Consider the following 19,824-nt stretch of genomic DNA (forward strand, 5'->3'; position numbering starts at 1 on the left):
AGTCATTTGTCAAATACTAGTGTGTAATTAAAACTAGGGTTGCTATTGACTTTTGATCAAATATGTGATAATCTTGTGGTATCTATAGTATATAAATTTCTCTATGAGTCAAGTATTACCACCACAAAAAAATATTGGATTCCTCGACATAATTTGGCATTTTAAGCTGCGTCTAGCAGCCTACATTTTGGTTATCTCTTTTTTAACATTCATTGGACTCTATCTCTTTGGTGGTGTTCCTGAGGAATTGCGAGTACTTACTACTACAGAAGAATCCCCAATTGAAGCCGTAGAAGAGGCACCACGACAATATGTACAACTCCGAAACCGTCCTCAATTTGATGATTCTGTACCTCTACCTAAGCCTACTCCAGTAACTCCTGCAAAGACTACAACGACAAAGCCAACAGCTGCTAAACCTGTTGCAAATACTACCGTGGCTACACCAAAGGGTGCTTTACCGACTTATATTTCTATTAGTAAAATTGGTGTAAGCACTGCAGTAGTGAATCCAACTTCAACTAACAACGATGTATTAAACCAAAACCTTCTAAAAGGTGCTGTTCGATACCCAGGATCTGGAACACTAGAGCAGGGGAATATGTTTATTATGGGCCATAGTTCTGGTCTTAAAGTTGTGAATAATAAGGCATATAAAGCATTTAACGGCTTAAAAAACCTTTCTTTTGGTGACTCTATTGTAGTAACTTCAGGCGGTAAAACAGCGGTATATGCTGTTAGTTCAGTATCTCTTGTTGATAGTGATGAAGGCTTTGTTAATTTAAAGACTAATACTCACATGCTTACCCTCGTAACATGTAATGTTTTTGGAGAAAAAGAAGAGCGATTTCTCGTTGAGGCGACCTTCGTGAAATTCCAGTAATTACCCGTTTCGTAAATACTATGTAATACCTATTGACTTTTGTAAAGTTAGGTGATATAATACAACACAGTAGATTGACATTAGGCCATATTTGTTTAATTTTACAAATATGGCAGAGTTATCTGCTTTTTTGTTTGAATTTATAAATAGTATTAAATCGTATGATGAAAAAAATATCCCTCATACTTGGAGCTATCGTTATCCTCTCAGGCCTCGCCTTTGTTGGGTATTCAGTCGTTTCAGGAAACAATCTAATGATTGCTGATGCTACAGGTTGTACATCAAATCCTGAAGCCGACCTAACCGGTACTATTCAAGGAAATAAAGTAACAATTACCAACAAATCAGCTACATGTAGCTATAAGGTTGGTCTTGCTTCATATAAAGTATTCTCAAGTACTTTTAGTGATCAAAAATTATTTGATTCAGCAAGTGCAACAATCGCACCAAAGGCAACTATTACATTAACAGTTGACCTTCCTTCATGTGCATATCAATTAGATGCATTTTATGGAGATGTGATCACTAACTTATCAAATGAAAACATGTATCGAACTCGATTGCTCGATTATGTTGATCATTTCGTAAACTATTGTACTAATGTTCCACCAAAGGGATGTATTACAATTTCAAAGGAAGTCTATGAATCAAATGGAACTACACGAGTTTTAGATGAATCAGGATTTACTTTCAAGCTCGTACAGACTGGTGCACAGATGACAACTGGTACTGATGGAACTGTTACATTTAGTAACGTTGCACAAGGAAACTATGTTGTAGAAGAACTTGCACGAAATGGATATACCGTAATGTTCCCAACAGATGGAACAGCAGATATCACAGTTAACAAGCCAACAAGTGAAGGCTGTGCACAGTTCAAATTCAAAAACAAAAAAGTAGTAACTCAAACTCCTAAAGGATGTATCGTAATTAAAAAAGAAACTTACAACACTGTAGGAAATATCCTTACACCTGTTGCACAGTTCACATTCAAACTCGACAATAGTCAGACCGTACAAAACGATGCAAATGGTAATGCACGATTTGATAATGTGTCAGTTGGATCTCACACTGTTTCTGAAATCGTACCTACTGGATGGACAAACATTCTCGTAACTCCTGCAAACGGAGTAGTAAATGTAGAAGCTGGTTCAGACTGTGTTGGTGTTGTATTCAAAAACAAGCAGAACCCAGTAGTTGCTCAGAAAGGATGTATCGTAGTAAACAAAGAAGTCTATGAATCAAATGGAACTACACGAGTTTCAGATGAATCAGGATTTACTTTCAAGCTCGTACAGACTGGAGCTCAGCTCACAACAAACTCAAATGGATCAGTTACCTTTAGTAACATTGCATTTGGAAACTATGTTGTAGAAGAACTTGCACGAAATGGATACACCGTAATGTTCCCAACTGATGGAACATATGATGTAACCGTTAATAAAGCTACATCAGAAGGCTGTGCAAACATTACCTTCAAGAATAAGAAGAATGAAGTTGTAACTCCAAAGGGATGTATCGTAGTTACAAAAGAATTGTACCAGTCAAATGGTTCAACTCGAATCAACGATGCTTCTGGTTTTACCTTCAAGCTTGTTCAGACAGGTGCACAGATGACAACAAACTCAAACGGAACAGTTACATTTAGTAACCTTAACTACGGCAACTATGTTGTAGAAGAGCTATCACGAAGTGGATACGTTGTGATGTCACCTTCAGATCGGACTCACGATGTAAATGTAAACAGTCAAAACTGTGAACAGATTACCTTCAAGAACAAACTCGTTGAAGTGCCTCCACAGAAAGGATGTATCGTAATTAAGAAAGAAGCATTCGATACGAATGGTAATCTTATGAACACCGTTGCTCAGTTTACCTTCCGATTGGATGGTGGACGAACAACAGTAAACGATGCTCAGGGTAATGCGTACTTCTATGATGTTTCAGTTGGATCACACACAGTGACTGAAGAAGGTATCAACGGATGGACCAACTTCCTCGTAACTCCAGCTAATGGAAACGTACAAGTATCACATGGTACAAATTGTGCTGGTGTTGTATTCAAGAATAAACAGAATCCACCAGTTCAAACACCAAATCTTTCAGGAGTATGTTGGGTAAATCCTTCAACTGCTCAGATCAACCAGACAGTTACATGGTCAGCATCAGCATCTGGAGGAAACGGATCATACACCTACTCATGGAGTGGATGGGATGGTCTCTCAGGATACGGAAGTTCAGTACAGAAACAATACTCATATGCAGGACAGAAATCTGGAACAGTAGTTATTACTTCAGGTAACGATTCAATTACAAAGACATGTTACATGGAAGTAATTCAGCCACAGGTTCAGAATTTCTATGGGTACTGTACTGCAAACCCAACTTCAGCATATGTTAATGAGACTATTAATTGGTCATCATCAGCAACTGGAGGAAACGGAAACTACTCATACTCATGGACTGGAACTGATGGACTCTCATCAAACAACCAGAACGTATCACGATCATACGGAACTCCTGGACAGAAAACCGCTACAGTAACTATTTACTCAAACGGTCAGCAGGTAAGTCAGACATGTACTATCTACATCAATGAACGACCTGGAACTGTTGTAGTTTCAACAGAAACTCCAAATCAGGGAAGTGGTGTGTATCTAAGTCAGATTCCTTACACAGGAACTGGAGACAACTTCAAGTTGGGACTCTTCGTATTCGGACTTATCGCATGGAGTGGAGCAGTATCATACTTCCTCATTGCACGAAAAGCACGAAAGCAAGGTCTAACAGTTGCTGAACTTATCAACGGATCACGATCTACCTATGCGTTTGCTTCTGGAGTATCTGCACCTATTGCAGCTACCTACGTAGCAGAACCAGTAGTTGCTGAACCAGTTGCAATCCCTTCACCAACTCAGACACTTGTATCAGATGAATTCCTCTTTGATCTTGAACAAAAAGCTCGATCAATGAATATGATCATCTCAGCAGATGCCTTCCGAGTACTTGCAGTGTATACAGGACGAAATACAGAACACGCACATGCATTAATTGAAGAACTAGCAGTTATGTATCGAACAGATCTTGCTGATAGTAGTGATTGGATAACTCTTGGTATGGATAAAGTAACAAAAGTTATTTCACACGTTCAGGCATAAACAATAAACAAATGTATTGTGAGTCGGCCACGACTAAACAAAACCCGCTGTAATGGCGGGTTTTGTGTTGCTTATTGTAAATTGCTGTTTATAAGATTCTCAATAATTCTTCTAAAAAATCCTTTTGGCTTTTGTTTTCTTGTAGTCTTAGAAATCTCTGCAACAAACTCAACTTTTACTTCGGCTGCTACTGATACGATTTGTTCTTGTTTTGTTTTTACCTCAGGAAGAGATTCTAGAACTGGTTCATGAATCTGCCTCTTTGGAACAGGAGCTACTCGACGTATTGTTTTTTTAGTCACCACTCCGCCCATAGTAGCTTTTGGCGATCTACTGCGTGGCTTTTTTGCAATTATGTCTACTGAGTTTGGCATAGTGTACACCCATTATACGATTAAAAAGAGCATTAACTATTAATTAATGCTCTTTTTATGTGGATAACGCTGTGTCCGCTTATTATTTCTTTTCCTGAATTTCTTGTGTGAGTTTTGCTACAAGATCTTCAACACTCATTTGTCCCAACTGACCTTGCTCTCGATGTTCAAGAGTTACCACTTTAGCTTCTATTTCGTTATCACCAATAACAACCCAATATGGGATCTTATCTACCTTCGCACCTCGCACTTTCTTTCCCATGCCGTCTTTGCTGTCATCAAATTCTACACGTACACCTGCTTTTTTTAGAGCTGCTGATACAGTTGCTGCATAGTCATTGTGTTCTTCTCGTACAGGAATAACTTTAACTTGAGTAGGTGAAAGCCATGTTGGAAAGTTACCCGCAGTGTGTTCGATAAGTGTCGCCATGAATCGTTCGATAGAACCCATGATAGCTGCATGAATCATAACCACATCTTCTTTCAGCCCTTCTTCATTTGTAAATGTAAGTCCAAAGTTTTTTGGCTGAAGGAAATCGAGCTGAATTGTAGCAACTTGGAGTACTCGTCCGATAGCATCTTTAGCAATGAAGTCGAGCTTTGGTCCGTAGAAAGCAGCTTCACCAACTCCATCTATCCATTCAATACCTCGAGCTTTCATAAGGTTTACCATGGCACTTTCAGATTTTTCCCATGTTTCTTTTGTACCCATATACTTCTCAAACTTTTCTGGGTCATGCCGAGAGAATCGTACTTTAATATCTGAGAATCCAAATGTTCCGTAAAATTTATCTACAATATCCCAGATGGAAAATACTTCTTGTTCAATTTGGTTTTCTCTACAGAATACATGGGCGTCATCTTGAGTAATTGAAAGCACTCGTGAAAGTCCTGAAAGTTCTCCAGATTGCTCGTCTCGATACACCATTGTTGTTTCTGCGTATCGCTGCGGCATTTCTCGATAACTTCGTGGAGCAGAATCAAAGATCTGAGTATGATGAGGACAGTTCATAGGTTTAACAACATATGTTTTTCCTTCACGAGTTTGAATCTTGAAGAGGTCTTCAGAATACTTTTGCCAGTGTCCAGATGTTTCGTATAAATCCTTCTTTGTAATATGAGGAATAGTTACTTTTTCATATCCTTTAGCAACTCGAAGTTCCCAAATGTATTTATCCAATAAATCTCTAACCATACTTCCTTTAGGCGTCCAAAGAGGAAGTCCTGGTCCAACCAGTGGGGAAAATACAAAGAGCCCCATTTCTTTACCAAGCTTTTTGTGATCTCGCTTTAATGCTTCTTCCCGCTGTGCAATGTAGGCTGCAAGTTCTTCTTTTGTATCAAATGCTAATCCGTATACACGTGTAAGCATCTTATTCTTTTCATCTCCGCGCCAGTAGGCACCTGCAACTCGTTCCAATTTATATGATCCTGAAGCTATATCTTCTTTAGGATTAGCAACATGGCCTCCTCGGCAAAGATCTGTGAAATTTCCAGAAGTGTACAGAGTAATCTTTTCTCCTTTAGCTATGATTTCATCTATGAGTTCTAGTTTATAAGGATTACCTTTGAAATGCTCACGAGCTTCTTCAGGAGATACCTCTTTGTGAGTAAATTCTTTCCATCCCTTAACAAGCTCTTTCATTTTCTGTTCAACTTTGCCTAAATCTTTTTCAGTTATAGGTTCGGCAAATTCAAAGTCGTAATAGAAACCATTGTCCACCGCAGGACCAATAGTGTTTTTAGCATCTGGCCAAAATTCTAATACCGCTGCTGCCATGAGGTGGGCGAGAGTATGTCGTTTGTATTCTAGATTCTTTTCAGGATTCATATGATAATAATTAGTAAATAAAAACGCCCTAGTAAATATACAAACAAAAGTTTGCGTATTTACTAGGGCGGGGAATTCAAATGTAATTTGATTGCCTCGTGGTTCCACCTAGTTTCCCAGAATAATCCAGGCACTCAAGGTTGTTTACAGATTAGGATTAACTCTGATTGCTCAGACTGGAGTTGGTAGCTCCAGCAATCTCTATAAAGCTTCTCTATAGTATGGAGTTTCCCTGTGGATGTCAATATAAGCGAGCTTTGCTATACTATCTCTATAATCATGTAACTAAATATTTATGAGCAAAGGTATTGAACAATCTGGAATAAAACAAGTTGAATCCTCTGAACAACAAGCTCTGCGAGCATTAGCTGCTAAATTAAAAATGGACGTTGCGAGATATTTTGACGAAGCTGGTATTAAAGATCGAGACGAAGGAAAAATTATTGATGCCGAGGCGTGTGAAAGATTAGCTGCTCAGTCGAGAGAAGAAGCTGAAGCTATATTAGCTGGAGGACCATTTGATGAGGACCTTGTACGTCCTTTGGCAGAACGATCTGATCTGGATGATGGATTACCGCTGCCTCCTGCACCTACAGGTAGTCTTCTCATGGATCATTCTCAGGAGCCTTTACCAAGAGGTGACCAAGCTAAAGATCAATTACGTACACCAACGCTTGATACTACTTTGAATAATGATCCTGCTTTTGCTGTTGGTGGGGTAAATAGTGATTCTAAGTTTCCTGGATTAGATGCTGAAACAATTTACAATCCTGATGGATCAGTTACTTTTGTTGTAGAAAATAAATCATTAAAACCAGGAGATGAACCTCGTTCTGCAGGTCCAATGATAGTTACCAGAAAACCTGATGGGTCTACTTCTAGTACAATGAAAGATACTACTCCTGTGCCAGAAGCCTTAGGAAAAAACATTCCTCAGTTCACTTCTAAAGGAGAACCCAATCTAGCTTACGATGACAAAGATTTCGATGAAAACGGCCGTATACGTTCAAGTAAAGTGAATAAGCCAGGTGTCGCAGAAAGTCGTAAGGCTAATCCAAATGACACAACATATGCGCCGAATAAAAAAGGGAAGTTGGCATTTGAAGGAGATGCAAATCCTATGGAGGCGACATGGGTTGATGGAAAGCCTGTAAACAAAGGTGAGCTGGCTTTTGAGGGGGATCCAAGTGTAGATCCAATAGCTCAGACTGTTGCTGGAGCATATATCAATGTTGAGGAATCAAGACGACAAGCTCACATTGAAAAAGTTCGAAGTAGTTTAAAGCAAAAGCCAAAGAATGAGGAGCTTGGAAAAGTATTAGATAGAGTTGTACCAGAGCAACGACCACAACTTACGAAAGCAGAACAAGCCGCAATCCTCGCAAAGAATCGAGAGAAAATGATTAAAGAGGTTCCACAAAGAATTAGCGTAATGAATAAACGTGCTGATTATATTCTTCATTTTAGAGATATAGTTCTAAACGCTGATCCAGAACTTACTTATGGAAGACGAAAGATTTTGTATAATGTCATTATTGATTTAGCAAAATCTCAAAAAAATGGTTTGTCTGAAAAAGAAAAAGACACACTTCATGAACAAGCAAGCAGAATATCGCTATTTGATCCAAACGAAAATCCAAAAGCGATTCCTCAGTTCAGAGCTGATTGTGAAAAATTTGCGATGTACTACAAACATTTAGTAGAGAAACAAGCACAAAAGGTTTTTCCAGCTAGTACTCCAATCCAACCTTTCAAACAAAAAATTGTGGAAAAGTTTGGACCTCAACCAAAGCTTGGATGGTCTAATATCAAGAATAAAGTAAGGTCTTTCTTTGGGTTTAAGAGATACTAAACAAGTGATACAAAAATAAGAAAACAAAAGAGCGCTTCATATGAAGCGCTCTTTTATTACAAAACTTTTACTTTTTCTACAAGAATACTAGGTGTCCCATTTCGTAATGAGAATTTACCTTTGATAGCAATACAGTTGTCTTGTTGCAACATTGATTCAAATTCTTTTAGTGTTCGAGGGAAGGCAACAGCTTCAATCGAGCTTGAATAATCAGAGAGCTTTAAGAATGCCATTTTATCACCCTTCTTAGTGTTGATTGGTTTTACTTCTTCAAGTAATCCATAGACCACAGCCATCATACCGTCTTTCAATACTTCTTTTGTTTTCTTAATATTCATTTCAACTCGAGTCATCTTTGCCTGATGCTGATCGAGTGGGTGGCCAGAAATATACAATCCTAGCAATTCTTTTTCCCAGACAAGCATTTCAGGTCCTGTAGCTGCTGGAGCATCTTTCATGCGGAGTGATGGAACAGTTGTCGTATCTGCCATAAGTCCAAAGAGTGAATCTTGATCGTGAGTAGCAGTTGATTCTTTATTGTATTTCAAAAGATCATCAATATTTGCAAGCATATGACCTCGTTCTCCAAGTTTATCCATAGCTCCACACTTAATGAGTGCTTCAAGCGACTTTCTGTTTAGAGCTCGGTCTTTAATTCTGTTTAAAAAATCTACAAGAGTAGGAAAAGGACCTCCACGTTTTCGTTCTGCAATAATTATGTCACCAATACCTTCACCGAAGTTTTTGATAGTAGTAAGTCCAAATCGTATAGCATCGATCATCTTCTTATTACCAGTTTTTGCACTGGTAATTTCAGAGTGGTTTTTTATTACAGTAAAATGCGTATCACTTTCATTGATATCAGGGGGAAGTACGGCAATACGCATTCGTTTACATTCTGTAATGATTTCGGCAACTTTTTCGGTGTCTCCTGATTCGGCAGTGAGTACGGCACTCATATAAATAGCAGGGAAGTTGGCCTTCATGTATGAGGTTTGATAGGCCACTCGTCCGTATGACGCTGCGTGAGCTTTATTGAATCCGTAGGCAGCAAATGGTTCGATAAGTTTCCAAAGTTCTTCTGCTTTTGCTTCAGGAAGTCCATTTTTAATAAGACCATCCATGAGCTTTCCTTTTTCAGCTTGCATAACTTCAGGAATTTTCTTACCCATAGCTTTTCGGAGTTTATCCGCTTCAAGCCATGAATAGCCGGCAAGGTGAATAGCGGTAAGCATCACGTCGTCTTGGTACACAAGCAGTCCGAATGACATATCCAAATACTCTTTCATTCGTTTATCCAAAAATTCTATTTTTTGAGGATTGTGTTTTCGTTCAATGTAGGTTGGGATCATTTCCATAGGACCTGGTCGGTAGAGTGCCACCATCGCATTGATGTCGTGAATTGTTGAAGGCTTAAGTTCTTTTAGGAACTTCGTCATACCTGTTCCGTTTAATTGGAAAAGCCCCACTGTTTCTCCACGAGCAAGCATTTGGAATGTCTTCTCATCAGCAATAGGGACATTTTCGATATCTACATCTATATTTTCAATTTCTTTTACTTTTATCACAGCATCGGCAAGAATAGAAAGGTTTCGAATTCCAAGAAAGTCGAATTTCAAAAGTCCCACGCCGTCTTCTCCCACGCCGTGCATGTCGTACTGGGTAATGAGTTTTCCTTCTCCTTTAGGATCAAACTGAATAGGTACATGATTTGTAAGTGCATCTGGAGCAATCACCACACCGGCCGCGTGAACTGAAATGTGACGTGCACATCCTTCAATCTTTTTGGCCATTTCAATGATGTCACGTACTTCGGGCTCTGCATCATAAATCTTTTTAAGTTCAGGTTCTTCTTCAAGTGCTCGATCAATAGTCATAGCAAAACCTTGAGAACCCATTGGAATGAGTTTTGAAATTCGATCTCCTGTGGCCACAGGATAGCCCATCGCTCGAGCAACGTCGCGCACAGCACCTTTGGCTGCCATCGTTCCAAACGTTCCAATCTGAGCTACTTTTTCAGCCCCATACTTTCTACGTGCATAGGCAATAACTTCGTCACGACGGTTATCGGCATAGTCCATATCGATATCGGGAGCAGATGGTCGTTCGGGGTTTAAGAATCGTTCGAACGGAAGTTTGTAGCTAAGAGGATCTACGTTTGTAATCTTTGTAAGATAGGTTACAAGAGATCCCGCAACAGATCCTCGAATGGTTGTGAGAATTTTATTATCATGAGCAAAATGCAGTAGGTCAGATACTACTCGGAAATATTTTGCATATCCTTTGTTTTTGATAACTTCTAATTCGTAGTCCAATCTTTTAATAAGTTCTGGAGATCGTTCCATGCCTCGTTTTTCAATTCCTTCATAGGCAAGATCTCGAAGTACGTCATCATGAGTTTTACCAGGAACTTCTTCAATATCAGGGAAGTACCATGTGCTCATGTGAATATCCACATTACACATTTCAGTAATTTTTTTTGTATTTTCGAGAGCCTCAGGCATATTAGCAAAATACTCGTCTGCTTGGTCAGGTGAAATAAATGAAAAATCTTCTTCTGAATCGTCAAAACTTCGTTCACTCATGTCTCCACCAGATTGAATAGACATGAGGGTATTACGTGCTGCCCGATCTTCAGGATCAAGATAATACACATCATGTGCTGCCATGATCTGAGTGTTTGTTTCTTTTGCCAAATCTCGCAACTCTTTCATAAGTTCCTGATGATTTGAAATTTCAGGATGATGTGTGATTTCTAAGAAGAAGTTTTCTTGTCCATAGACAGATTTGTAAAACTCAAGCCATTCTAATGCTTTTTCTTTATCATGTTGCTTCAATGCCAAACTAATAGCACTAGAGAATGATGGAGCGATACATACTACATCATCTTTATACTGAGAAATTAATTCTTTATCTAATCGTGGTTTGTAATAAAATCCCGATAAATGTGATTCGGTCACCAATGCAATTAATTGCTTATAGCCATTTTGATTTTTGGCTAAAAGCACCAATCGTGATCGCTTGTTATCGATACCGGATGTTTTGTCATGTCGAGTTCGAAGGGCAACATAAAAATCAACACCAATAATTGGTTTGATTTCATTTTTTTTGCAAGCTTTGTAGAACTCAATGGTGCCGTACATATTACCGTTGTCGGTAATTGCAAGTGCAGGCATTCCCAGTTTCTTTGCTTTTTTAACGAGGTCAGGAATTTGAGGGAGAGCATTCAATAAACTGTAGTGAGTATGAACGTGAAGATGCGTGAACTTGTAAGGTACAGGTTCCTTTGGGGTAGGTGTTGGATCTGCCATTGCTACATGATTATAACGTGTATGTGGATAGCAATAAAGAAGACGCTCAGTTTATCGCGTGGTAGAATAATATATATGCTCGCTATTGATGATGATATCGAATTTATTGATGAGGCAAAATCTATTGATATAGATCCTTATGGATCTCGAAATATTTTTGCACGATATCAAATTCAAACTCCTTATATGACTCGTCTGCTAATGAAGTCTCGGTTTGTAAAAACTACTAAGGCTGCACATTATATTCTTATTGGTATCGTTATTGCATGTATGCTTTTTTCATTAATTACACTGATTATTCCTCTTATTCCAAAAAAAACAGTTTCAAGTGATGTGAAAAATAAAATCATGGAAGAATCACTTCGAAAAATAAATCAACCCTTACCAAGATAAATGAAAAGAATTAATCTACGTTCAGAAAAAGGTTTTACTGTAATAGAGCTCATCGTTGTTTTTGCTATTATCGGATTATTAAGTTCATTTGTTCTAACGACTACTTCAACAGCACGTTTTAATGCTCGATCAGCACAGCGATTAGCAGATCTGGGTCAAATTCATGTTGCACTAGAACTCTATTATGATGAACATCAATCATATCCACCCTCAAGCGGTTGGAATGGTATTTATTCTTGTTGGGGATACGCATCAACAGATAGTAATGCTAATGGGTGGATTTCTCAGTTAGTCCCAAGGTATATCTACAAGTTACCTCGTGATCCACGCAATCATATTAACTGTGACGCTCAGTATATCTATAGTTCTAATACTGTTGATTACAAATTGATAGCTCACAATCCAGAAAATTGTATGGGTGAAACAAGACGCAATCTTCCACTACGAGATCCAACCCGAGGAGGGAACAATGGCTGTTGGGCATTTGGGTATTGGACTCCTGGTGCTGTAAGTTGGTAGGGTCATGAAAAATATACTGTTTACACTAGGTATAGATGAAGCAGGACGGGGACCACTTGCTGGTCCTGTTGCTATTGGTGTTGTGAAAGTACATAAAGGTCATGAAGCTACTCTTAAGAAATTAGTAAAAGATATTAAAGGAAGAGATTCAAAAAAGCTTTCTCCGGCAAAAAGAGAAGAATGGTTTGAAAAAATAAAAGCTTTTAAGAAACAGGGAATTTTGGATTTTCATGTTGCATTAGTTCCTGTTCAGCATATAGATGAGAAGGGAATTGCTCATGCTATACGTTTTGGAATGAAAATGTGCTTAAGAAAAGTTAAAGCTGATCATACTCGAAGTTTTGTAAAATTAGATGGATCATTAAAAGCACCTCAGGAATTTATTTCTCAAAAAACTATTATTAAAGGGGATGAAAAAGAGTGGATTATTGGGTTGGCTTCAATTGCAGCAAAAGTTAGTCGTGATACGTATATGATTCGACAAGGTAAAAATGCACTTTATAAGCCCTACAAGCTCGAAATTCACAAGGGATATGGTACAAAGGTACATAGAGAGCTTATTGTGAAATATGGCCCTAGTTCGCTGCATAGGCTGAGCTTTCTAAAAAATATTGTGAAATAGAGAGCTATATTGCACTTTTTTTGATTATACGGTATAGTATCGGAGTTATGGTAAATCACATGCGACATACGCGGGCTCATACCGCTAACAGACGATCTCACCACGCTTTAAAGGCCCGACAGTTTTCACAGTGTGAAAGTTGTGGAGCTCCAAAGATGAATCACCGAATGTGCCTTAATTGTGGAAAATATAAGGGCAGTGTGATAGTTGATGTTGAAAAAGCACTCGTTAAGAAACAGGCTAAACTAAAGCAACGAAATAGTGAGGCTGGTGGTACGTCTGAGAAGTCAGAGGAAAAGAAATAATCCTCGTTTAAAATATGGCAAATAGGCATCTTTCAAGATCGATCGTTCTCCAGTCCTTATATGAATGGGACTTCGGTCACAAGAGCCAAGACGAGGCGCTTGATGTTTTCAAGCGCAACGCAGAAGAATTCGCTCCTGGAATGAGCGATTTTGCCTTTATGGATAAATTGCTACGAGGAGTGCTCGGTAAACAACCGGAACTCGATCAGATTATTGAAAAAGCAGCTCCAGACTGGCCAATTGATAAGATTTCAGCTATCGATCGAAATATTCTTCGAGTTGGTTTATATGAACTGTTGTTTTCAGATCGAAAAGAAGTTCCTGCCAAAGTAGCTATCAACGAGGCTATTGAACTCGCAAAAAATTATGGAAGTGATACATCAAGTAGATTCGTAAACGGAGTGCTTGGTGCGGTGTACAAAGAAATTGGAGAACCTGGCAAAAATGAAACCTCAAAGCGAAAGACTAAGGATATTCCTGATAAGGATTTACCTATAGAAGAGCTTTCTGGTGCAGTTGTATTTGCTCGTGATGGTGAAGATGTGTATCTTGCCCTCATTCACGATATTTTTGGTCACTGGACACTTACAAAAGGAAAACTTCAGCCTGGAGAAGATCTAGAACAAGGAACTATCCGAAATGTGAAGGATGAATTGGGACTTGATATTAAAATCGTAGAAAAACTTGATGAAAATACCTATGTGGCTTTCAATCCAGAAACTGGAAAGAAGAAAAAGCATGTAACGTACTATCTCACTGAATCTGGATTTACCGATATTAAACTAGAACAAAAAGGAGGTCTTGATGATGGAAAATGGTTTAAGCTTAAAGATATTCTTGAACTCAACTTCTACAACGATATTCTCCCAATAGTTACAAAAGCAATTAATAGCATTCTATCTCAGAAATAATGGTTGATTTTTCAAAGTTTGAACAACAAGCCGGTATTACGTTCAAAGACAAAAATTTATTACGACAGGCGTTTACTCATCGATCGTATTTAAACGAAAATAGAAATCTTAAAATCGAGCACAATGAGCGCTTGGAATTTTTAGGTGATGCTGTATTAGAATTGGTAATTACAGATCAGTTGTATCATAAATATCCAGGAAGACCTGAAGGAGAATTAACATCATTTCGATCTGCTTTGGTAAACTCAACAACACTTGCAAACGCAGCTGGAAAGCTTGGAGTGAATGAGTATTTATTACTTTCACATGGCGAAGCAAAAGATACTGGCCGTGCTCGAACCTACATTTTGGCAAATACGTACGAGGCACTTTTAGGTGCTATATATTTAGATCAAGGATATGAAAATACTCGTGATTTTATAGCTAAAACTATTTTCCCACTTATTGATGACATAGTAGATAATGGCTTATGGATGGATGCAAAGTCAAAATTTCAAGAGATGGCACAAGAAAAGCTTGGTGTTACTCCTTCATATCGTACAGTAAAAGAAGCAGGACCTGATCATGATAAGAATTTTACTGTTGGCGTATATCTCAACAATGAATTAGCTGCAACGGGGGAAGGAGCATCAAAACAAGAAGCTGAACAAAGCGCTGCTCGAAAAGGACTTCTCGAAAAAAAGTGGATATAAGTGAGCAGTAGTTGTGGTATATTTATACTACATGAATCTCAAATCTCTTGAAATTGCAGGATTTAAATCTTTTGCTAAAAAGGTAACGCTTGAATTTAATTGTCCGATTACGGCAATTGTCGGTCCCAATGGATCTGGAAAATCAAATGTTGCTGAAGCATTCAGATTTGTTTTGGGAGAACAATCTATTAAGTCACTTCGAGGAAAACGAGGTGAAGATCTTATTTATAATGGTGGCAAGTCTGCGACTCGACAAAACCGAGCATCAGTAAAAGTCACTTTTGATAACAAAGATAGAGTTTTAAATATTGATTTTGATGAAGTAACACTTGAACGTGTTGTTCATCGTGATTCTGCAAACGAATATTTTATAAATGGTAGTGGAGTGCGTCTTAAAGATATTCACGAGCTTTTAGCTGGTGCTCATATTGGAGCATCAGGACACCATATTATTTCTCAAGGAGAAGCTGATAGAATTCTGAATGCTAATTTGAAAGAACGTCGTGAAATGATCGAAGAAGCGCTCGGTCTCAAGGTGTATCACTTCAAGCGCGAGGAAAGTGAACGAAAGCTGGATAAAACTGTTGAAAACTTAAAGCAGGTCTATTCATTACGCAAAGAAATTGCACCTCATTTGAGGTTCTTGGAAAAGCAGGTTGAGAAGGTTGAGAAAGCTAGGGAAATGCGAGTACAGCTAGAAGGAATGTACAAAGACTATTTTAAGCGTGAAAGTTTGTATATTAGAAATGAAACTGCCCGTTTGAGTACCGAAAAACAGGGACCTGAAGCACGAAAAAAGCAGCTTGAAGAAGAGCTTGCCCGAGCACGTCAGATTCTTTCAGAAGCAGACAATAAAGATATTAAAAGTGATGAATTACTTTCACTTGAATCAAAGCTCCAGGAGACTCGTAGTGAGCGAGATACGCTTACACGAGAGATTGGTCGAGTTGAAGGTCAGATAGCTTCTGAGGAGCGAATTTTGCGCAAACAGCAGGAGCTCGCAAGCTCTAATGATACAAAGACTGTTCTCTTGAAAGATGTTGAGTCTGTAGCTCAAACTGCGTACCAACAAATTCAAGATGCTGAAGCCAAAGAAGATGTAGGAGCACTTAAAGAAATTTTGCGGGGTATTAAATCACTTCTTTCAGAATTTATTTCAAAGAATAGAACTCATACAGATACAAGTGCAATTCAAGAATCTGAACAAGAAATTAGTAAACTCAAAGAAGAACGAGAAACGTATTCAGGACGACTTTCTGGAATCCGAGATGCTGAAACACAACTAAATACTCAGTATGCTGCGCTTCAATTAGAAATAGAGCGGGAGAAAGATACCAACAGAGAGGCTGAAAAAATGGTCTTTAAGATCATGGCTGAACAGAATGAAGTGCATTCGCATTTACGAAGTATCCAAGCAGAAGAAGATCGAATACAAACTATTGATGCTGATTTTCAACGAGAATTACAGGAAGCAGCTGTGCTTGTGGGACGTGTGGTATTAGATTTTGAACAACATGAATTGGAAGAATTAGTTCAAAACTATCATGAAGTACGTGATGAGAAGCGAAAAAATATAGAACGAATTAAAATTCGACTTGAAGACTCGGGAGCTGCAGGAGGAGAAGATGTTCTCCGAGAATTTCAGGAGACACAGGATCGTGATGCGTTTCTTGCAAAAGAGATAGAAGATCTAGAGAAATCAGCAGAAACTTTGAGAGTGTTAATTAAAGATCTCGAAGAAAAATTAACTTTAGAGTTTAAGGCAGGAGTAGAAAAAATTAATAAACAGTTTCAAGAGTTTTTTGCTCTTATGTTTGGTGGCGGAACTGCAAGTCTTCAAGTTATTCGAGAACAAAAGCGTCGTCGGAAATCAGAAACCGAACTCATGTCTGATGAAAGTGATGAAGAGTTTGTTGAAGAAGAAGGTGAAGAGGGAATTGAGATTAGTGTTAATCTACCGCAGAAACGAGTTAAAGCCCTTATGATGCTTTCAGGAGGAGAACGAGCGCTTACATCTATTGCGCTTTTGTTTGCAATTTCACAAGTGAATCCACCACCATTTATTATTCTTGATGAAACGGATGCTGCACTTGATGAAGCAAACTCACGTAAATATGGAGAAATGATTAGTAATCTTGCCCAGTATTCTCAGCTAATCTTGATTACTCACAATCGAGAAACAATGTCTCGAGCAGGGATTTTGTATGGAGTAACAATGAGCAGTGAAGGTTCTTCAAAACTTTTATCTATTCAGTTTGATGAAGCAGTCGCAGTAGCAAAGTAATAAAAACCCCCGAATGGGGGTTTTTATTTAGAGATCAATTTTTCTGTGTTCAATTCGCTTCATATACTTTTCGCGAATTTGCTGGAATTCAACTTCAAGGGCTCGCAATTCCTCATCATTTAATTCCTCAATATCTAAGAAACTATTTCGAGAACCTTTTGATCCGCGAAGGAGTTCATCAAGCTTGAGCTGAAGGGCTTTTGCATCTCGGTTCTGAGTGTTTTGCACAAGAAAGAGCATCAAGAATGTGAGTACGGTAGTTCCTGTATTAATTACTAATTGCCATGTATCTGAATAATTATAGTAGGGACCTGCAATTGCCCATACAATACATGCAAATACTGAAAGCATAAATGCCCAGGGTGTTCCAATAATATATGCAGTTTTGTGAGCGATTTTTCTGAAAATATTATTCATGATGAGCTAAGTATAGCATTAGGCTACAAGTTTGTAATCAAGAGTTTTAGCATCAAGATCAGCATTTACCACGCGGAAGCGTACAGCATCTCCGAGTCTGAATTTTTTCTTAGTTTTTTCACCAATAACCGTATAGGTCTTTCTATTTAAAGTGAAAAAATCGTTTCCTAACTCTCGAAGTGGAATCATACCTTCACACTTTGTATTTTCTTCTTCTACATAAAGCCCCCATTCTGTAACGCCAGAAATTTTGCCATTAAATTCTTCACCAATATGAGCACTCATGTATTCTACTTGCTTGTATTTAATAGATGCACGTTCAGCTTCTGCTGCTGCAATTTCTTTTTCTGTAGAATGATTAGCAATCTTTTCATATGACTTCCATTCATCCTTAAGATGCTTTTTATCTTGATTGAGAATGTAGTACAGAATTCGCTGCACTATAAGATCAGGATAACGACGGATAGGGGATGTAAAGTGAGTATAGTAGGTAAATGCAAGACCGAAGTGTCCAATATTTTTGGTTGAATAAATAGCTTTTGCCATTGAACGAATAGTAGCAGTCTTTATGAGAGATTCTTCTGGAGTACCTACAATAGACTTTAAAAGTTTATTTATATCTTGAGAGTTTACCTTACCTTGCTTTAGTGGAAGTGAATGTCCCATTGCTTGTAAGAATAATGAGAGATCTGCCATTCGATCTGGATCGGGAAGATCGTGGATTCGATAAATAGATGCCGTATCTAAATTGCCTTTTTGTTTGTCATAGATAAATTTAGCTACTTCTCGGTTTGCTAAAAGCATGTATTCTTCTACGAGCTTGTGGGTATCGAGTCTTTGTTTCTTTACTACTTCAATAGGCTTGCCATCTTTATCAAGCTTAAATTTTACTTCTTCTGTTTCAAAATCAATTGCTCCAGCTTTATATTTTTCAGCTCTAAGCTTATACGCAATTTGATTTAAAGTATTTAATTCTTTGAAATGTAATCCCTGAGTGTTAAGAGATTCTTGTGCCTCTTCATAACTAAATCGTTTGTCGGAGTTGATAACTGTCTTTCCAAACCATCGCTCATGCACTTTTCCTTCCATGTCCATCACAAATACAGCTGAGAATGCACATTTATCTTCATGAGGATTCAAACTACAAAGGTCGTTTGAAAGTACTTCTGGAAGCATAGGAATAGTTCGATCTACTAGATAGACAGATGTACCTCGGTTTTTTGCTTCACGATCAAGAGCTGTACCTGGGCGAACATAATGAGATACATCGGCAATGTGTACGCCAATCTCAAATTTTCCATCACCTAGATCTTTAATAGAAAGGGCATCATCAAAATCTTTTGCGTCAAATGGATCGATTGTTGTAGTAAATGTCCCTCTGAAATCTTTACGGCGTGCAATTTCTTCTGGTTTTATAGGCTTTTCTGATTTTTCTAAAGCATGAGCTTCGGCATCAACATCATCTGGAAAGTTGGTATCAATACCTCGATCAAGAATAATAGATTGCATTTCAGTCTCGTGAGTACCTTTATCTCCAATAACCTGCACAATTTCACCTTGAGGGTTTGTTTGTCCATTTTCCCAACCTGTGATTTGCGCTAAAACCTTTTGATTTGGTGTAGCACCATTAATTTTATCTGCAGGAATAGCAATATTTACATACATTCGTCGATCATCGGGCACAACCTGATATTTACCTTCTTGGGTGAGGAGAGTACCCACATATTCATCTTTGTGTCGTTCGATAATTTTTACAACCTGACCTGCTTGTTGAGGAGCTTTGAATTCAGAGTCAGTGCCTGTGCGGAGCTTTGCACGTTTGGTATCTACATAGGTACCGGTGAGAATGATTTCAACAGTATCACCATTGAGAGCGTGATTGAGAAATTCAGGAGTAATAACTACTTCTTGTTCCATACCGTCTACTGTCACAAAACCCATACCTTTTCCCGTTGTTTTTATTAGTCCGTGGTGTTTCATATATGTATATAGACGAACTATACCAATAATTATCAACATTGCAAAATTAAGCAATCTGTGCTGTAATGTGGACTGGAGGTGCTTATGCGATCACGTATCAATAGGATTCTCCAGAGGTCGCGCGACCCACAGTCGTACCTCTGGCAGATCCGAGATTCCTGGCCGGTTCCAGCTCTACTTAATACGGCCTTGGTGGCACTTGCCTGTGTTGTGCCAGCAGCTGGGTTCCTCATTCTTGCAGGTCTGGGCGTTGCTGCCAACCTGCTGTACCTATTCTGCCTCTACATGGGGC

The 19,824-nt window shown here is 38.5% G+C and carries 14 protein-coding genes and 1 pseudogene; 10 read left to right on the forward strand and 5 right to left on the reverse strand.

Annotated elements, in window-relative coordinates:
• Window positions 1–103 precede the first annotated feature (103 nt).
• The gene (locus tag V4519_01670; protein ID MES2436693.1) at window positions 104–883 is read left to right on the forward strand and encodes a sortase; all 780 of its coding nucleotides are present in this window, start codon (window positions 104–106) and stop codon (window positions 881–883) included.
• A 164-nt stretch (window positions 884–1,047) separates the two neighbouring features.
• Entirely contained in the window at window positions 1,048–4,041 is a 2,994-nt protein-coding gene (locus V4519_01675) for a SpaA isopeptide-forming pilin-related protein (GenBank protein MES2436694.1), read from the forward strand.
• Between the two features lie 71 nt (window positions 4,042–4,112).
• Here V4519_01675 and V4519_01680 read toward each other — a convergent pair whose 3' ends face one another.
• Together V4519_01680 and thrS are read right to left on the reverse strand one after the other, a co-directional pair.
• Entirely contained in the window at window positions 4,113–4,415 is a 303-nt protein-coding gene (locus V4519_01680) for a hypothetical protein (GenBank protein MES2436695.1), read from the reverse strand.
• 82 nt (window positions 4,416–4,497) lie between these two features.
• A complete protein-coding gene (gene thrS, locus V4519_01685; GenBank protein MES2436696.1) occupies window positions 4,498–6,246 on the reverse strand; it encodes a threonine--tRNA ligase in 1,749 nt (582 codons plus the stop codon).
• A gap of 295 nt (window positions 6,247–6,541) precedes the next feature.
• On the opposite strand from thrS, the gene V4519_01690 reads away from it, so the two are divergent.
• Window positions 6,542–8,098: a hypothetical protein gene (locus tag V4519_01690; GenBank protein ID MES2436697.1), complete on the forward strand. Its 1,557-nt coding sequence runs from the start codon at window positions 6,542–6,544 to the stop codon at window positions 8,096–8,098.
• A gap of 56 nt (window positions 8,099–8,154) precedes the next feature.
• Here V4519_01690 and dnaE read toward each other — a convergent pair whose 3' ends face one another.
• A complete protein-coding gene (dnaE, locus tag V4519_01695) occupies window positions 8,155–11,409 on the reverse strand; it encodes a DNA polymerase III subunit alpha (protein ID MES2436698.1) in 3,255 nt (1,084 codons plus the stop codon).
• A gap of 75 nt (window positions 11,410–11,484) precedes the next feature.
• On the opposite strand from dnaE, the gene V4519_01700 reads away from it, so the two are divergent.
• From V4519_01700 to V4519_01730, 7 genes and pseudogenes are all read left to right on the forward strand, one after another.
• Window positions 11,485–11,802 (forward strand): hypothetical protein, encoded by a 318-nt coding sequence (locus V4519_01700; GenBank protein ID MES2436699.1) that lies wholly within the window; start codon window positions 11,485–11,487, stop codon window positions 11,800–11,802.
• Window positions 11,803–12,321 (forward strand): type II secretion system protein, encoded by a 519-nt coding sequence (locus V4519_01705; GenBank protein ID MES2436700.1) that lies wholly within the window; start codon window positions 11,803–11,805, stop codon window positions 12,319–12,321.
• A 4-nt stretch (window positions 12,322–12,325) separates the two neighbouring features.
• Complete coding sequence (locus V4519_01710; protein MES2436701.1) at window positions 12,326–12,943, forward strand: ribonuclease HII; 618 nt, start codon at window positions 12,326–12,328, stop codon at window positions 12,941–12,943.
• A 47-nt stretch (window positions 12,944–12,990) separates the two neighbouring features.
• A pseudogene (gene rpmF / locus V4519_01715) lies at window positions 12,991–13,164 on the forward strand (50S ribosomal protein L32).
• Window positions 13,165–13,262: 98 nt separating this feature from the next.
• Window positions 13,263–14,159, forward strand: coding sequence for a transcription antitermination factor NusB (gene nusB, locus V4519_01720; GenBank protein MES2436702.1), 897 nt, complete (start codon window positions 13,263–13,265; stop codon window positions 14,157–14,159).
• Window positions 14,159–14,851: a ribonuclease III gene (gene rnc / locus V4519_01725; GenBank protein ID MES2436703.1), complete on the forward strand. Its 693-nt coding sequence runs from the start codon at window positions 14,159–14,161 to the stop codon at window positions 14,849–14,851. Before nusB ends, rnc begins: the two co-directional genes overlap by 1 nt.
• A gap of 31 nt (window positions 14,852–14,882) precedes the next feature.
• Window positions 14,883–17,135 (forward strand): AAA family ATPase, encoded by a 2,253-nt coding sequence (locus tag V4519_01730; GenBank protein ID MES2436704.1) that lies wholly within the window; start codon window positions 14,883–14,885, stop codon window positions 17,133–17,135.
• Window positions 17,136–17,162: 27 nt separating this feature from the next.
• Here V4519_01730 and V4519_01735 read toward each other — a convergent pair whose 3' ends face one another.
• Window positions 17,163–17,552 (reverse strand): low affinity iron permease family protein, encoded by a 390-nt coding sequence (locus V4519_01735; protein ID MES2436705.1) that lies wholly within the window; start codon window positions 17,550–17,552, stop codon window positions 17,163–17,165.
• A gap of 18 nt (window positions 17,553–17,570) precedes the next feature.
• Complete coding sequence (gene rnr, locus V4519_01740; protein ID MES2436706.1) at window positions 17,571–19,532, reverse strand: ribonuclease R; 1,962 nt, start codon at window positions 19,530–19,532, stop codon at window positions 17,571–17,573.
• Window positions 19,533–19,824: the final 292 nt, after the last annotated feature.

Source organism: Patescibacteria group bacterium (assembly GCA_040387855.1).
Classification (GTDB): Bacteria; Patescibacteriota; Minisyncoccia; order Phycocordibacterales; family JAKAEA01; genus JAZKCY01.

Bases quoted from the DNA above. Each gene is read 5' to 3' on its own strand.
- rnc (MES2436703.1), top strand. From the start codon at position 14,159: ATGGTTGATTTTTCAAAGTTTGAACAACAAGCCGGTATTACGTTCAAA.
- V4519_01735 (MES2436705.1), bottom strand. From the start codon at position 17,552: ATGAATAATATTTTCAGAAAAATCGCTCACAAAACTGCATATATTATT.
- V4519_01670 (MES2436693.1), top strand. From the start codon at position 104: ATGAGTCAAGTATTACCACCACAAAAAAATATTGGATTCCTCGACATA.
- dnaE (MES2436698.1), bottom strand. From the start codon at position 11,409: ATGGCAGATCCAACACCTACCCCAAAGGAACCTGTACCTTACAAGTTC.
- V4519_01710 (MES2436701.1), top strand. From the start codon at position 12,326: ATGAAAAATATACTGTTTACACTAGGTATAGATGAAGCAGGACGGGGA.
- V4519_01700 (MES2436699.1), top strand. From the start codon at position 11,485: ATGCTCGCTATTGATGATGATATCGAATTTATTGATGAGGCAAAATCT.
- V4519_01690 (MES2436697.1), top strand. From the start codon at position 6,542: ATGAGCAAAGGTATTGAACAATCTGGAATAAAACAAGTTGAATCCTCT.
- nusB (MES2436702.1), top strand. From the start codon at position 13,263: ATGGCAAATAGGCATCTTTCAAGATCGATCGTTCTCCAGTCCTTATAT.
- V4519_01675 (MES2436694.1), top strand. From the start codon at position 1,048: ATGAAAAAAATATCCCTCATACTTGGAGCTATCGTTATCCTCTCAGGC.
- thrS (MES2436696.1), bottom strand. From the start codon at position 6,246: ATGAATCCTGAAAAGAATCTAGAATACAAACGACATACTCTCGCCCAC.
- V4519_01680 (MES2436695.1), bottom strand. From the start codon at position 4,415: ATGCCAAACTCAGTAGACATAATTGCAAAAAAGCCACGCAGTAGATCG.
- V4519_01705 (MES2436700.1), top strand. From the start codon at position 11,803: ATGAAAAGAATTAATCTACGTTCAGAAAAAGGTTTTACTGTAATAGAG.
- rnr (MES2436706.1), bottom strand. From the start codon at position 19,532: ATGAAACACCACGGACTAATAAAAACAACGGGAAAAGGTATGGGTTTT.
- V4519_01730 (MES2436704.1), top strand. From the start codon at position 14,883: ATGAATCTCAAATCTCTTGAAATTGCAGGATTTAAATCTTTTGCTAAA.